The 14,511-nt window shown below is 67.1% G+C and carries 15 protein-coding genes; 5 read left to right on the forward strand and 10 right to left on the reverse strand.

Annotated elements, in window-relative coordinates; translation table 11 throughout:
- Window positions 1-66: 66 nt before the first annotated feature.
- Together BDW16_RS04150 and BDW16_RS04155 are read left to right on the forward strand one after the other, a co-directional pair.
- The gene (locus tag BDW16_RS04150) at window positions 67-1,194 is read left to right on the forward strand and encodes an acyl-CoA dehydrogenase family protein (RefSeq protein ID WP_066576351.1); all 1,128 of its coding nucleotides are present in this window, start codon (window positions 67-69) and stop codon (window positions 1,192-1,194) included.
- On the forward strand, window positions 1,194-2,081 hold the full coding sequence (locus BDW16_RS04155) for an acyl-CoA thioesterase (protein ID WP_066576353.1): 888 nt from the start codon (window positions 1,194-1,196) through the stop codon (window positions 2,079-2,081). Before BDW16_RS04150 ends, BDW16_RS04155 begins: the two co-directional genes overlap by 1 nt.
- Window positions 2,082-2,111: 30 nt before the next feature.
- Here the strand turns inward: BDW16_RS04155 and BDW16_RS04160 are convergent, their stop codons facing one another.
- From BDW16_RS04160 to BDW16_RS04185, 6 genes are all read right to left on the reverse strand, one after another.
- On the reverse strand, window positions 2,112-3,218 hold the full coding sequence (locus tag BDW16_RS04160) for a TonB family protein (RefSeq protein WP_066576354.1): 1,107 nt from the start codon (window positions 3,216-3,218) through the stop codon (window positions 2,112-2,114).
- 52 nt (window positions 3,219-3,270) lie between these two features.
- The gene (locus tag BDW16_RS04165; protein ID WP_066576356.1) at window positions 3,271-4,071 is read right to left on the reverse strand and encodes an SDR family NAD(P)-dependent oxidoreductase; all 801 of its coding nucleotides are present in this window, start codon (window positions 4,069-4,071) and stop codon (window positions 3,271-3,273) included.
- The gene (locus BDW16_RS04170) at window positions 4,071-4,835 is read right to left on the reverse strand and encodes an SDR family oxidoreductase (RefSeq protein WP_066576361.1); all 765 of its coding nucleotides are present in this window, start codon (window positions 4,833-4,835) and stop codon (window positions 4,071-4,073) included. Before BDW16_RS04170 ends, BDW16_RS04165 begins: the two co-directional genes overlap by 1 nt.
- A gap of 1 nt (window position 4,836) precedes the next feature.
- Window positions 4,837-5,898 carry a phosphotransferase family protein gene (locus tag BDW16_RS04175; protein ID WP_066576369.1) on the reverse strand — a complete coding sequence of 354 codons (1,062 nt, stop codon included), beginning with the start codon at window positions 5,896-5,898 and terminating at the stop codon, window positions 4,837-4,839.
- The gene (locus tag BDW16_RS04180; RefSeq protein WP_066576374.1) at window positions 5,895-6,980 is read right to left on the reverse strand and encodes a Zn-dependent alcohol dehydrogenase; all 1,086 of its coding nucleotides are present in this window, start codon (window positions 6,978-6,980) and stop codon (window positions 5,895-5,897) included. Before BDW16_RS04180 ends, BDW16_RS04175 begins: the two co-directional genes overlap by 4 nt.
- Window positions 6,981-7,101: 121 nt before the next feature.
- Window positions 7,102-8,385 (reverse strand): acyl-CoA dehydrogenase family protein, encoded by a 1,284-nt coding sequence (locus tag BDW16_RS04185; protein ID WP_066577852.1) that lies wholly within the window; start codon window positions 8,383-8,385, stop codon window positions 7,102-7,104.
- Between the two features lie 156 nt (window positions 8,386-8,541).
- Here BDW16_RS04185 and BDW16_RS04190 point away from each other — a divergent pair, with 156 nt between their 5' ends.
- Both BDW16_RS04190 and BDW16_RS04195 read left to right on the forward strand, forming a co-directional pair.
- Window positions 8,542-9,786 carry a TetR/AcrR family transcriptional regulator gene (locus tag BDW16_RS04190; RefSeq protein ID WP_066577851.1) on the forward strand — a complete coding sequence of 415 codons (1,245 nt, stop codon included), beginning with the start codon at window positions 8,542-8,544 and terminating at the stop codon, window positions 9,784-9,786.
- Window positions 9,787-9,820: 34 nt separating this feature from the next.
- A complete protein-coding gene (locus BDW16_RS04195) occupies window positions 9,821-10,492 on the forward strand; it encodes a TetR/AcrR family transcriptional regulator (RefSeq protein ID WP_066577923.1) in 672 nt (223 codons plus the stop codon).
- On the opposite strand, the gene BDW16_RS04200 is transcribed toward BDW16_RS04195, so the two are convergent.
- From BDW16_RS04200 to BDW16_RS04210, 3 genes are all read right to left on the reverse strand, one after another.
- Entirely contained in the window at window positions 10,477-10,896 is a 420-nt protein-coding gene (locus BDW16_RS04200) for a hypothetical protein (RefSeq protein ID WP_125958784.1), read from the reverse strand. The genes BDW16_RS04195 and BDW16_RS04200 overlap by 16 nt on opposite strands.
- Window positions 10,893-11,852, reverse strand: a complete 960-nt coding sequence (locus BDW16_RS04205; protein WP_083954288.1) for a poly(ethylene terephthalate) hydrolase family protein — start codon at window positions 11,850-11,852, stop codon at window positions 10,893-10,895. The genes BDW16_RS04200 and BDW16_RS04205 overlap by 4 nt, the downstream gene beginning before the upstream one ends.
- 288 nt (window positions 11,853-12,140) lie before the next feature.
- A complete protein-coding gene (locus BDW16_RS04210; RefSeq protein WP_066577847.1) occupies window positions 12,141-12,617 on the reverse strand; it encodes a MarR family winged helix-turn-helix transcriptional regulator in 477 nt (158 codons plus the stop codon).
- 135 nt (window positions 12,618-12,752) lie between these two features.
- On the opposite strand from BDW16_RS04210, the gene BDW16_RS04215 reads away from it, so the two are divergent.
- Window positions 12,753-13,178: an organic hydroperoxide resistance protein gene (locus BDW16_RS04215; RefSeq protein WP_066577921.1), complete on the forward strand. Its 426-nt coding sequence runs from the start codon at window positions 12,753-12,755 to the stop codon at window positions 13,176-13,178.
- A 35-nt stretch (window positions 13,179-13,213) separates the two neighbouring features.
- On the opposite strand, the gene BDW16_RS04220 is transcribed toward BDW16_RS04215, so the two are convergent.
- The gene (locus BDW16_RS04220) at window positions 13,214-14,497 is read right to left on the reverse strand and encodes a spinster family MFS transporter (RefSeq protein WP_066577844.1); all 1,284 of its coding nucleotides are present in this window, start codon (window positions 14,495-14,497) and stop codon (window positions 13,214-13,216) included.
- Between the last annotated feature and the right edge of the window lie 14 nt (window positions 14,498-14,511).

Raw genomic sequence — 14,511 nt, forward strand, 5'->3', positions numbered from 1 at the left:
CTCCCGCCTCAAACCATGCGCTTGTCGCACAAGACCCCAGCGTTGGCTGGGGTGACGGAGTTGGAAATGCCTCTCTACCTCAACGAAGAACAGACGATGCTCCGCGATGCTGCGCAGCAATTCGTGGGCGAAGCCGCCCCGGTCAGCCACATGCGCGGGCTGCGCGACGCCAACGACCCGACCGGTTTCAGCCGCGACCTGTGGAAGCAGTTCGCCGAGATGGGCTTCACCGGCATCCTGATTCCCGACAGCCACGGCGGCCTCGGCCTCGGCCATGTCGAGGCGGGCGTGGTGCTGGAGGAGATCGGGCGCAACCTCTCCCCCTCCCCCTTCCTGACCACCGCCGTCGCGGCGGTCGAAGCGCTCAAGGGCAGCGCCCAGCGCGAACGCTGGTTCCCCGGCATCCTCGCAGGCGAGACCGTCGCCGCGCTCGCGATCGACGAGAAGGGCAAGCATGGCAATGCGGTGGCCATGAAGGCCGAGCGTTCGGGCAACGGCTTCCGTCTCTCCGGCGCCAAGCAGTTCGTGACCCACGGCCATGTCGCCGACCTGCTGATCGTCGCCGCGCGCACCGCCGGCTCGCCCGATGACGATGCGGGCGTCACCCTGTTCGCCGTGGCGAAGGACGCGGCGGGCCTCACCGCCGATCCGCAGCGGCTCGCCGATTCCAGCCTCGCCTCGCGGCTGACCTTCGAGAATGTCGAGGTCGATGCGGATGCGGTGATCGGCGAGGTCGATGGCGGCCGGTCCATCCTCAACGCGCTGCTCGCCGCCGGGCGCACCGGTGCCGCCGCGGAATCGCTCGGCGTCGGCGGCGGGGCGATGGACCTCACCGTGCAATACCTCAAGGAGCGCAAGCAGTTCGGCACGCTGATCGGCAGCTTCCAGGCGCTGCAGCATCGCGCCGCGCATCTCTACACCGAACTCGAGGTCGCCCGCGCCGCGGTGCTCAAGGCGCAGCAATTGCTCGATGCCGGCGATGCCAAGGCCGGTGAGGCCGTGTCGGTCGCCAAGGCGATGGCGGGGCTTGCCTCGACGCTCGCGGTGCAGGAAGGGGTGCAGATGCATGGCGGCATCGGCATGACCGACGAGTTCGACATCGGCTTCTACATGAAGCGCGGCCGCGTGCTGGCGGAGATGTTCGGCGACGCCAATTTCCATGCCGATCAACTGGCGAGGGCAAGCGGCTACTGATGGCGGATGAGGTCAAACCCCGGCGCACCGACGAAGAGATCGTCCAGGAGCTGCTGACCCTGCTCGACGTCGAGGAGCTCGACGCCGATCTCTATCGCGGTCATCGCCAGCCCGGCGGGCGCGGGCGCGTGTTCGGCGGGCAGGTGATCGCACAGGGGCTCCAGGCGGCGCAGCGCTCGGTCGAGGACAAGGTCGCACACTCGCTCCACGCCTATTTCATGCGGCCGGGGAACGAGGATCATCCGATCACCTATCGCGTGGTGCGCGATTTCGACGGCGGCAGCTTCGCCAACCGCCGGGTGATCGCGATGCAGCGTGGGGTGCCGATCCTCAACATGACCGCGTCGTTCCAGCGCGCCGAGGAAGGGCTGCACCATCAGGACGCGATGCCCGATGTGCCGCCGCCCGAGGGGCTCCGCTCCGAACAGGAATTGCGCCGCGAGAAGATCGACGAAATCCCGGAGTCGATGCGCCCCTTCTTCCTGCGCCGCCGCCCGATCGAGATCCGGCCGGTCAATCCGCGCGACTGGATCAAGCCGGAAAAGGCACCGCCGATCTGGTACAGCTGGTTCCGCGCGATCGCGCCGCTGCCCGACGATCCGGCGACGCACCGCGCGGTACTGTCCTATGCTTCCGACATGTCGCTGCTCGGCACCGCATTGCTGCCGCACGGCCTGACCTGGCTGCGGCCCGACCTGCAGACCGCAAGCCTCGACCATGCGGTGTGGCTGCACGAGCCGTTCCGCGCCGACGACTGGCTTCTCTACGCCACCGACAGCCCGTGGGCAGGCCATGCCCGCGGCTTCAACCGCGGCAAGATCTTCACGCGCGACGGCCAGCTGGTCGCCAGCACCGCGCAGGAAGGGCTGATGCGGCTGCGCGGCTAGGACCGGGATCGCTCATCGCGGGGCGGACGCTCAATCGGGCGTCGTGTCGTCATCCCAAGCCAGCCGAAACACGAAGCGTGCGACGCAGCCCGTCAGGCCGCTCCCCGCTTCGAGCGCGGACCGCGACGAGCGCTCGACAATCCGCTTCGCCTGCTCGCCAAATGCGGCGGCGGGTTCTGCCGCCAATATCTTCACATTTCCGGTCGCTCCCCATGGTGCGACATCATAACCGATGATCGCGGCCCCCTCGATCGAGCGGCGCACGAACGGCATTGGGAAGTCGCTTCGCGATACGCGCCCGATATGGGCGGGGATCGCCGGGCACGATGCATTGGCCGGCCGGAAGGTCGCGCTGGGCGGCAGCACCGGCGCCGGCATCGGCTGGCCCTGACGGCGATGATAGGGATAGCTGCAGCCCGTGCGCGCGCCAGGCGCGAAGCGCGAATTCCTGACCGCCTTGATCGCCGCGCGATCCAGCGCAGTATTGCCGTCGCTCGATCGGATTCGAACGTTGCGCGGCTTGCCCGCGGCATCGATGTCGAAGCCGACCATCGCATAGCTGCTTGAGCCAGGCGCTTCCGGAATGCGATCGAAATCGGGGTAGGCGCGCAGCCGTACCGCGGGACGGCCGGACCGCCCGCAGTCTCCGTCATCAGCGCGCAACCGCTCCCGCAGCGCGGATTCGGCCGGCTGCGTCGAATGCGGCAGCGCGAACGCCCGATGCACGAGCGCGGCGGGCGCAGCGGCAACAGGCGCCGTCTCCAGCGCAAAGCTGACGGTGCAGCCACCGCGCGCGGTACCTGGCGCGAACCGCCACGCGGCCAGCGCTGGCGCCAAATCGCTCATGTCGACATGGAAATAGCCGTTGGGCTTGGGCGATCCGATCGACAAGGGGCGCCCCGTCTCGTCAATCCGGAAGTCGAGCGTGACGCGCCCCGGTTTCTCCAGTCGCGCATAGGTAGCGGCAGGGACCGGTCGAAATGAGAAACGCGGCGTGACCGGCATGCCCTCGCAGCGGATCTCGGCGGGCACGAAATCGACGAGCACAGGGCTGCGCGGCGCGGGATTGACGGGCGAAGACTCCGCCGGTGTGGTCACCACGCCGGCCGTTGCCGCGAACATAAGCAATGCGATCATGGTTTCAGCTTCGCGCGTCCAGGTTGCACGCGCAAGTCGATCTCGCGCGCGATCAAACCGCGGTCTTGCCGTATTCCTGCCGCGTTACCGGGTGGCTCGACGACAGCCCGCCATCGACGGCGAGCGCCTGTCCGTTGACATAGCTCGCATCGTCGGAGGCGAGGAACAGCGCCGCGCGCGCCAGTTCCTCGGCCTGCGCACCGCGGCGCAAGGGATTGAGGCGGCCGATGCGGTCCGTCTTCCCCGCCTCGCGCGCATAGTCGAAGGTCGGCTTGGTCATCCCGGTCTCGGTCAGGCCCGGGCAAAGCGCATTCACTCGCACGTTCGATCCCGACAATTGCTGCGCAGCAACCGCTGCCAGGTTGATGACGCCCGCCTTGGACGCGGAGTAAGCCGGGCTACCCGCGCCCGACCGGATCCCGGCGACGCTGGCGGTGAGCACGATCGCCCCGCCGCCCCGCTCCGCGATCCTGGGCGCGCCGTGCTTGATCGCCAGCAAGGGCCCGATCAGATTGACGCGCAGCACCTCGGCGATCAGTTCGGGCGTGGTGTCGAAGATATTGGCCATCCCGCCGGAGATGCCGGCATTGGCGAAGAGCACATCCAGCCCGCCATATTCGGCGACGGCAAGATCGACCGTCGCGATCACGTCCGCCTCGCTTCCCGCGTCCATGAGGATCGCCTTCGCCGTGCCGCCCGCCGCGGCGATCATCGCCACGGTCTCGTCCGCGCCTTCGGTCCGGTCGGCGACGATCACCCGCCCGCCCTCGGCCGCGAACAGCAGCGAAGCGGCGCGCCCGATCCCGCTGCCCGCACCGGTTACGATGATCGACTTGTCCGCAAAGCGCGCCATCAGATCGTCACCCCGCCATCGACGACCATCGCCTGCCCGGTCATGTACCGCCCTGCCGGCGAGGCGAGATAGACCACCGCCCCCGCGATATCCTCGGGTTCGCCCAGCCGCCGCAGCGGGGTGCCCTGGTTGACGCGCTTCTCCGCGGCGGGATCTTCCCACAGCGCACGCGCGAAATCGGTCCTGATCAGCCCCGGCGCGATACAGTTCACGCGGACATTGTCGGGCCCGTATTCGACCGCATAGTTGCGCGCGAGCTGGAAGTCGGCGGCCTTGGACACGTTGTAGGCGCCGATCACCGGCGACCCGCGCAGCCCGCCGATCGACGAGACGATGACGATCGCGCCATCCTTGCGCTCGCGCATCTCGGGCGCGGTCATCTGGATCAACCAGTGGTTGGAGATGATATTGTTGTCGAGGATCTTGCGGAACTGATCGTCCTCGATCCCCGCCAGCGGCCCGTAATAGGGGTTGGATGCCGCGTTGCAGACCAGGATGTCGATCCGCCCGAACGCGCGCCGCGTCTCATCGACGAGGTTCTGAAGCGCTGCCTTGTCGGAGATGCTCGCCGCGACCGCGATCGCGGTGCCCGCGCCATGCTTCGCGTTGATCGCCGCCGCAACCTCGTCGCACGCATCCTGCTTGCGGCTCGAGATGACCACCTTCGCACCATGATCGGCCAGCGCCTCGGCCGACGCCTTGCCGATCCCGCGCGAGCTGCCGGTGACGATCGCAACCTTTCCGGTCAGGTCGAACAACTTCATCCTATGCCCCCGCCTTGCGCGCGAAATCCCATGCGCTCGCCGCCAGCCCCGGCACGCGCGCCGCGGTCTCCTCCGCATGGGCGTTGCTGGCATTGCCGTCGAGCAGCCGCTTCTTGATCCCCTGGACGATGCTCATCAGCCGGAAGGTGCCGAAGGCGAAATACCAATTGAGGTCGGGAATGCCGTCGCGCCCGGTCGCGGCGCAATAGCGCTCGACCATCGCATCGACGGTCGGGATGCCGGTCCCGGGTCCCGTGATCCCGGCGATTCCCGACGCGCCGTTGGCGGGCACGAACCAGTTCATCAGCAGGTAGCTGAAATCCGCCATCGGATCGCCCAGCGTCGACAGCTCCCAGTCGAGCACCGCCTTCACCTGCGGGGCGTCGGCGTCGAAGATCATATTGTCTATACGATAATCGCCATGGACGATGCTGGTGCGCGTCTGCGGCGGCAGCGTGCGCGGGAGCCACTCGATCAGCTTCTCGACATCGGGCAGGTCGTCGGTCTGCGCCAGCCGGTATTGCTTGGTCCAGCGCCCGACCTGCCGCTCGAAATAGCTGCCGGGCTTGCCGTATTCGCCAAGGCCGGCGGCGACATAATCGGTGTTGTGAAGCTGGGCGAGCCGATCGCACATCTCGAAATAGATCGCGCTGCGCTGTTCAGGTGTCTTGTCCGGCAACGCGCCGTCCCAATAGGTCACCCCCTCGACCCGCTCCATGATGTAGAAGGCGGAACCGACGACATCGTCATCCTCGCACAACCCATAGGGGCGTGGCACCGGGAAGCCCGTCGGGTGCAACCCCGCGATCAACCGGTATTCGCGATCGACCGCATGGGCGGAGGGGAGCAATGGCCCGAACGGCTTGCGGCGCAGGACATAAGTCCCGCTCGCCGCGTCGATGCGATAGGTCGGGTTGCTCTGCCCGCCGGGAAACTTCGCATAGGTCAGCGGGCCTTCGAACCCATCGACATTCGCCGCCATCCACGCGGTCAGCCTGGCGGTATCGAGGTCGCTCACCGCCTCCATCGGCTGCCCGCCGCGGTGTCCCGCCGGCGCGCTCATGAAAACTCGATCACGGAGCGCACCGCGTCGCCCTTGCGCAGATTGTCGAAGGCATGATTGATATCCTCCAGCCGGATGCGCTCGGCGACCATCGTGTCGAGGTCGAGCAGCCCGTCGAGATACATCTGCACCAGCCGCGGCAGATCGACCGGGAAGCGCATCGACCCCAACAGCGAGCCCTGCAGCTTCTTGCCCGTCAGGAAGGTCGGGCCTGGGATGCTCACCGACTGGCCCGGCGCGATCATGCCCAGGATGGTCGCGGTGCCGCCACGGCGAAGCAGGTTCCAGGCGAGCTCGGCGGTATTGGGCCGCCCGACCGCCTCGATCGCATAGTCGACCCCGCCATCGGTGAGCTTGGCGACCTGCTTGACCAGATCGTCGGCCATGGCGTCGAACACATGCGTCGCGCCCATCTTGCGCGCGATCTCCCGCTTCTCGGGCACCGGATCGATCGCGATGATCTTGCCCGCGCCCGCGATCTTCGCGGCGTTGACTGCCGACAGGCCGATGCCGCCGCAGCCGATCACCGCCACCGTCTCGCCCGGCGTCACCTTGCTGTCGCGGAAGATCGCCCCCGCGCCGGTGATCACCGCGCAGCCGAGCAGCGCCGCGCGGTCGAGCGGCATGTCCTTGCTGATCGCGACGCAGGCATTCTCGTGCACCAGCATCTGCTCGGCGAATGCCGACAGGTTGAGGAACTGCGCGATCGGGGTGCCGTCAGGCAGGCGCAATTTGGGTTCGCCCTCCTTGGGCCGTTTGGTCGAGCCGTCGACGCACAGCGACGGCCGGCCCGAGACGCAAAACTCGCACGATCCGCAGAACACGGTGAAGAAGGTGATGACGTGATCGCCGGGACGGAGCCGCGTCACCTCGCTGCCCACCGCCTCGACGACGCCCGATGCCTCATGTCCCGGAATGGTCGGCATGACATGGGGATAGGCACCATCCACGAAGTGGAGGTCCGACCGGCACACCCCGCACGCCGCGGTGCGGATCAGCACCTCGCGCGGGCCGGGCTTGTCGATCGTGATATCATGGATTTCGAGGGGCCTTTTCGCCTCGAACAGGACCGCTGCCTTCACCTACTTCTCCCCTCCCGCTTGCGGGAGGGGCCGGGGGAGGGCCTGTCTTCCGCGAGCGGTGTGTTTGTTGCGAGGGACACGCCCTCCCCTACCCCCTCCCGCAAGCGGGAGGGGAACTGGATCACCGCGACACCGCCATATCGCCGCTCGATACGCGATCGGCCTTGAAGTCCCCGTACTTGCCGAACTCGGCGCGGGCGATGGCGCGATTGTGCACTTCGTCCGGGCCGTCGGCGAAGCGCAGCGTGCGCATGCTCGCCCAGGCGCTGGCCAGCGGCGTGTCGCCCGAAACGCCCGCGCCGCCGAAAGCCTGGATCGCATCGTCGAGGATCTGCAGCGTCATGCGCGGCCCCATCGCCTTGATCATCGCGATCTCGCCCTGCGCCGACTTGTTGCCAGCCTTGTCCATCATGTCCGCGGCCTTGAGGCACAACAGCCGCATCATCTCCAGGTTCGAGCGCGCCTCGGCGACGCGCTGCTCCCAGATCGAATGGTCTGCGATGCGCTTGCCGAAGGCGACGCGGCTCAGCAGCCGCTTGCACATCAGCTCCAGCGCCGCCTCGGCGACGCCGATCGATCGCATGCAATGATGGATGCGCCCCGGCCCGAGCCGGCCCTGCGCGATCTCGAACCCGCGCCCTTCGCCGAGCAGGATATTGTCGACCGGCACGCGGACATTCTCAAGCACCACTTCGCCATGGCCGTGCGGCGCGTGATCATACCCGAAAACCGAAAGCATTCGCTCGACCCTGACGCCCGGCGTGTCCATCGGCACGAGAATCTGGCTCTGCTGCGCATGGCGCGACGCGTCCGGGTTGGTCTTGCCCATCACGATGGCGACGGCACAGCGCGGATCGCCCACGCCCGACGACCACCATTTGCGCCCGTTGATAACATAATGGTCGCCGTCACGGACCATCGAGGTCTGGATGTTGGTCGCGTCGGACGAGGCGACGTCCGGCTCGGTCATCAGGAAGGCCGAGCGGATCTCGCCGTTCATCAGCGGCCTGAGCCAGCGGTCCTTGTGCGCGCGCGTGCCGTAGCGATGCAGCACCTCCATATTGCCGGTGTCGGGCGCGGAGCAGTTGAACACCTCGCTCGCCCAGCCCGCGCGGCCCATCTCTTCGGCGCACAGCGCATATTCGAGGTTGGTGAGCTGAGTCCCTTCGAACTCGAAACTGTCGTCGACATGGGTCTGGCCGGAGTGCGGCGGCATGAAGAAGTTCCACAGCCCCTGCGCCCTGGCGACTTCCTTCAGCTCCTCGATCACCGGGAGCACCTTCCAGCGCTCGCCTTCCGCAGCCTGGCGGTAATAGTCGCCGTTGCGCGGCATGACGTGCTGGTCGATGAACCCCTTCACGCGGTCGCGGAAATAGGTTTCGCGCTCGGTCAGCGTGAAGTCCATCATCCTTCTCCTTGCATCGCTCGTTTCGACTCGAATACGCCATACCCGATTTTCGGTAAAGTAGGGCGCCGCCCATTTTTCCGTAGCGTATCCACCGCGTGCGGCCTTGCCCGCTTTAGGACTGTTCCTTCGAATCAAAGCTGCTAATCTGACTGGATGGTAGTCGAAGAGGGGCTCCCCGCCGAAGCGCGGGGCGAGACGAAACGGTTCAAGGCGAAGCGCGACGCGATCCTCGCCGCGGCAGCCGATGTGATCAACGAACAGAGCGCGAAGGGCATGACCTTCGCGGACGTCGCTCAGCGCGTGGGGCTCAACACCACCAGCGTCACCTACTATTTCAAGCGCAAGGAAGATCTGGCGGCGGCGGCGTTCGAGGTCACGCTCGACCGGCTCGACGAGATGCTCGACGAGGCGCACAAGGAAAGCACGTCCGAGGCCCGCGTTGCCCGCTACCTCTCGATCAACATGGAGCGGCTCGCCCGGATCGACCGCGGCGAGGAAAAGGCGTTCGCGATCCTCTCCGATCTCCGGGCGATGGAGGGCGAGCTCAAGGCCGGGCTGCTCAAGCGCTGGCAGAATGTCTTCCGCCGCACGCGCGCGCTGTGGGGCGAAGGCGGCACGCGGGCCGAGACCGATCTTTACGGCGGCCGCGCGCACGTGCTGCTGGAGAACACCTTCTGGCTGCCGGTCTGGCTCAATCGCTACGAGACCGACGAGTATCCGCGGGTCGAGGCGCGGCTGATGGACGTGTTCCGCCACGGCATCGCGGCGGACGGCGCCGCATGGAAGCCGGCGATGCTCGATCTCACCCATGACGAGGCCGAGCCGGGGCGCGAGGCGTTCCTGCTCGCCGCGACCCGGCTGATCAACGAACTCGGCTATCGCGGCGCATCGGTGCAGAAGATCGCGAGCGAGCTCAACGTCACCAAGGGTAGCTTCTACCACCATCTCGACGCCAAGGACGAGCTGGTGATCGAATGCTACAAGCGCAGCTTCGACATCATCGCCGATGCCCAGCGCCTGGCCGAGGATGGTCCGGGCGACCATTGGCACAAGCTGATCAGCGTGATCGCGACCCTGCTCGACGTCCAGTTCTCCGAACGCGGTCCGCTGCTGCGCACCACTGCGCTGTCGGGCCTGCCCCCGCGCGTGCGCACTGCGATGGTCGATCGGTCGAACCGCATCGCACGCCGCTATGCCGGGATGCTGTCGGACGGCATTGCCGAAGGATCGATCCGCGCCATCGACCCGCTGGTCGCCAGCCAGACGATGATGGCGATCCAGAACGCTGCGTTCGACATGCGCAAATGGGCCGGCACCATGGAGCGGGACCGGGCTGTCGCCTTCTACGCCTCGACCATCGTATTCGGCCTGTTCGATGACCGGGTTCTCGACTTCTGACGCGCGCTCCGCACGCCGGCCGGGAACGACCAGCGTGACGGAGGCGGCACCGAAGCGGCAACGGCGCACTCAGGCGGAACGGACGGCGGAAACGCGCGAGGCGCTGCTCGACGCGGCGATCCGGCTGCTCCACCGCAAGGGCTATAGCGGCGCGACGACCGAGCTGATCGCCGAAGAGGCCGGGATGACCCGCGGCGCGCTGCACCACCATTTCAGGACTCGCGCTCATCTGATGGCGGAGGTCATCCACACCGTCTACCAGCGCGAGCAGCATGCCTATCGGGAAATTGCCGCGCAAAGCGGCCGCGGCGCACAGCTTGTCGACTGGCCCGACATGCTTTGGGAGGTGCTGAGCAGACCATCCGGCCTGGCCGTGCTCGAGATCCTCCAGGCATCACGCAGTGATCCCGAACTCGCCGCGATGGTCGCACCGATGCAGGCGGCGGTCGAACGGATGTCGCTCGAAGCGATCGACGCGCAGTTCGGCAGCGAAGACGGTGCCGCGATGCTGCCGGGGGTTCGCCTGCTCGTCTGGGCAGTGCGGGGCCTTTCGGTCGCGCAGATGCTCGCGCCCGATCCGGCGGAGATCGGGCGCTCGATCGATTTCCTGCGCCTTTTGATCGACGGAGCGGTCCGCGCGGGCGTGATCGACCCGCGCGGCCGCCCCCGGCACGTCAACAATACTGCCCCTCACGGCACTGGCTGACCCTCGCGGCACACCGCCGCCACGGCGTCGAAGGCGCCCGATCCGTCGTCGGTGGCGAGCATCCCGAGATGCCCCAGCCACACGAAGCGCCGGAACGCCCGGTCCCTGGTCATGCGCTTCTCGCCACATGCGATCTGCGGCGCATCGCGGCGGACGACGACGTTGCGCAGTTCCGCGCCCGGATCGGGGATAGAGGCAAGGATATCCGCTTCGATCGCCGGACGCTCCGGCGTGGCGGACGGGTTCGGCGCGGGCGATGCCGCGGACGGGATCGCCCGCGGCGGTTCGACAGGCGTCACCGCCACCAGCCCGGCTTCGGGCTCGCTCCGCGATGGCCGCCACCACAAAAAGGCAGCGGCGGCCACGGCGGCGGCGAGCGCAGCAATCAGCAACGGCTTCCTCACGGAACGTTGCTGACCCGTCCGGTCCAGGCGGCAGCGGTGAAGAACTCACCGGTCCCCGTCTTGAACGCGGCCCCGGCCACCGCATCCCCCTTCAACCGCCAGGCAAGCCAGGCCGTCGGATAGCCGAGATAGCCGTACACGCCATTGTTGCACGAACGCAGGAAGCCGAGCAGCCCGCACCCCGGCGTGCCGGTGATGTCGTTGTGGTTGGCATTGCGGATCAGCCCCTTGGCCTTGAGCATCGTCCCGGGGGTCGCGTTGTAATAGGCCGTCTGCGAGTTGAGCTGGGTGCCGCTATTCTGCGTGTCGGGCGCGATCAGGCTGTCGGCGGTGCCGCTGACGTAGAAGATCGATCCCAATCCGCCGGTCAGAGCCGGAGTCAGCAGGCAATTGTCCGCCGGGTTGCACCACATCTGGCTGGGCAGCTGGAATGTCACCGTTGTCGTGACGACGCCGTTCGAGTTGAACATCGCATTGGCCGCGCCCGATGCACCCTGCGAATGGCCCGCCGCGCCCACCTTGGTGAAATCGATGCGGTGATAGAAGGGGCTCGCCGGGTTCGCCTCCTCGGTGCGGATCCAGGCGAGCGAGTCGAGCACGGTGTTGCCATAGCCGGTCTGCTGGTCACGCGTCGCGACGACGACGAAGCCCCAGCTGGCGAGATGCTTCAGCCAATAGGTGTAGTTGTCCGGAGTCGAGCCGGTGCCGTTGGCCCAGAGCACCAGCGGCAGCCGTTCCTGCGATGCGGTAATGGTGCTCGGGTAGAAGACGTCGCACTGATTGCCCTTGGAATCGCACGCCACGGTCGATCGCGTCTGTGTCGTCGCGAACGTGCCGTTCGCGTAATATTTGGTCTCGATGGTGCCGGTCGGCCCGTTCGGTACCGATTGAGCGGCGGCCGGCACGGCCAGTGCGGTGGCGGAAGCGAGCACGATCGCCCGAGATAGTCCCTTCATCTGCCTCTCTCCTTGCGCTTGTCTTCTTTGTACCGGACCGGCGCGCGACGATGGGCGGCGCGCCGGACGATCCGGCCGCACGAAGGCAGACGAGCGGAAGCTTTGCGCATGTGTGAGACCCGCACCCGCGATGGCGGATGCGCGAATAATCCTCTCCCGTTCGCCGATCTCCGCCGGCCTCCGGAGCCTATGCCTCAACTTACATACAATCAAGAATGTATGTATATAATATGGTAATTTGATGGATCGGCGCCTGGCGCTGAGCGTCACCGCATCACCCCCGGCGGTTCAGTCGGCCGCTGCGCCCGCACTCCAACCGCCGATATGGCCATAGATCGCGTCGCGCAGCCGCTTCACCTCACGGTTGAGCTGGCCAAGTTCGGCAGGCGCCTGCCCCGACGCCGCCAGCAGCGTTTCGCCCAGGCATCCGACCCTGCTCCGCAGCGCGCGGCCGGCGTCGGTCAGCGCGACGATCACCTGCCGCTCATTCTCCGGGTTGCGCGTCCGCACGACCAGCCCGCCCGCTTCCAGCCGCTTGAGCAGCGGCGTCAGCGTGCTCGATTCGAGCGCGAGTTGCTCCGCGATCCCGCCCACGGTCTGCCTGTCCTCGCGCCACAGCACGTTGAGCACCAGATATTGCGGATAGGTCAGCCCCAGCGTGTCGAGCAGCGGCTTGTATGCGCGCTGGATCGCGATGCCCGTCGAGTAGATCGCATAGCAGAGCTGATCGTCGAGCGGCAGCAGCACATCGGCATCGGTACCCATCGGGACTCCTTGTCGTCCGGGGTCCGATCCCCGGCCGGATCATATATCGCGATAAATATTTTCTGGACAAGTCTAAGGGTCGCTCTTATCTAACACTTATCGCGATAACTGTTGTCGCGGACCAAGGAGACGATCATGAACATTCTCTACCGCACCGAATCCACCGCGACCGGCGGCCGCACCGGCCGCGCCAGCACCGCCGACGGATCGTTCAGCGTCACGCTCGACACGCCCAGGGAGCTTGGCGGCGCAGGCGGCGAAGGCACCAACCCCGAACAGCTCTTCGCCTCCGGCTATGCCGCCTGTTTCCTCGGCGCGCTCAAATTCGCCGCGGGCAAGCGCAAGGTGAAGCTCTCCGACGACAGCGCGGTCACCGCTTCGGTCGGCATCGGCCCGCGTGAGGATGGTCAGGGCTTCGGTCTCGACGTCGCGCTGACGATCGCGCTGCCCGGCATCGACCCCGTGCTCGGCCGCGAGCTGGTCGATGCCGCGCATGTCGTCTGTCCCTATTCGCACGCGACGCGCGGCGGCCTCGACGTCCGCCTCACCCTCGCGGACTGACCGGCGCGGGCGGGTGGCGTTCGCGCTGCCCGCCGTCAGGCCTCCCCGCGCTTCAGCCACACTCCCGCTCGCCAGTAATGGAAGAGCGCCCAGGGTGTCGCCGCGGCAAAGCTCAGCATCGCCCAGCGCAGCGCCTCCGCGTCGCCCATCGACGGCTTGAGCGTATCGGAAATCACCCCGATCAGCGTCGGCCCCAGCCCCAGCCCGATCAGGTTGATCACCAGCAACGTCACCGCGGCCCACAGCGCCCGCATCCGCAGCGGCGCGAGCCCCTGGATCAGTGCGAAGGTCGGGCCGAGATAGGAATTGATCAGGATCAGCGACGCCCAGTAGATCGGCACCGCGATCCAGGGGTCGCCCGCCGCATAGAACAGGAACGACAGCGGCAGCCCCACGCCCTTCATCGCCAGCACCAGCCACGCCTGGCTATGCAGGCCCCAGCGCTCCGCCGCCTTGTTCGCCAGCCACCCGCCCAGCACCGCCGACAGCGTTCCGCACACCGCGCCCACCGGCGCGATGATCGACGCGATCTGCAGCTTGTCGAGGCCGAGGGTGCGGATCAGGAAGCTCGGGCCAAAGGCGGTGTGGCCGTATCCGATCAGCGAGGTGATGGTGACGCCCATCACCAGATGCACCGCCGCGCGGTTGGCGAACAGCGAGCGAAAGCCTTCGCCGAAGCCGGGCATCGCGGCTTGCGGTACCAGCGCGCGATCCGGATCCGAAAGCCCCCGCCGCGGCTCGACCACGAACAGCTTGATGACGACGGCCAGGATGATGCCGGGAATGCCCACCGCGAACATCGCCACGCGCCAGCCGAAGAAATGCGCGAGCGTGCCGCCGATCATCGATCCGCCGGCGACGCCCAGCACCACGCCCAGCGAATAGATCCCCATCGCCCCCGCGCGCTTCTCGGGCGGGTAGAGGTCGGCGATGATCGAATGGCTGGGCGGGCTCGATCCCGCCTCGCCGATCCCCACGCCGATCCGCGCGAGCAGCAACTGCACGAAATTCTGCGCAAGGCCGCAGACCGCGGTCATCGCGCTCCACAGCGCCAGCGCGATGCCGATGATGTTGACGCGGTTGCCCTTGTCGGCCCAGCGTGCGACGGGCAGTCCCAGCGTCGCGTAGAAGATCGCGAAGGCAAACCCCGCGAGCAACCCCAGCTGCGTGTCCGACAGCAGCAGCTCGGCCTTGATGTCCTCCTGCAGAATCGCGAGGATCTGCCGGTCCATATAGCTGAAGAAATAGGCCGCGGTGAGCAGCCCCAGCGTCACATTGCGCCGCCGGATCGCGACCTCGTCCGTCGAGAGTTCAGCCATCGTCGCCCTTCATG

It is taken from the genome of Sphingomonas koreensis, assembly GCF_002797435.1.
Taxonomy (GTDB): Bacteria; Pseudomonadota; Alphaproteobacteria; order Sphingomonadales; family Sphingomonadaceae; genus Sphingomonas; species Sphingomonas koreensis.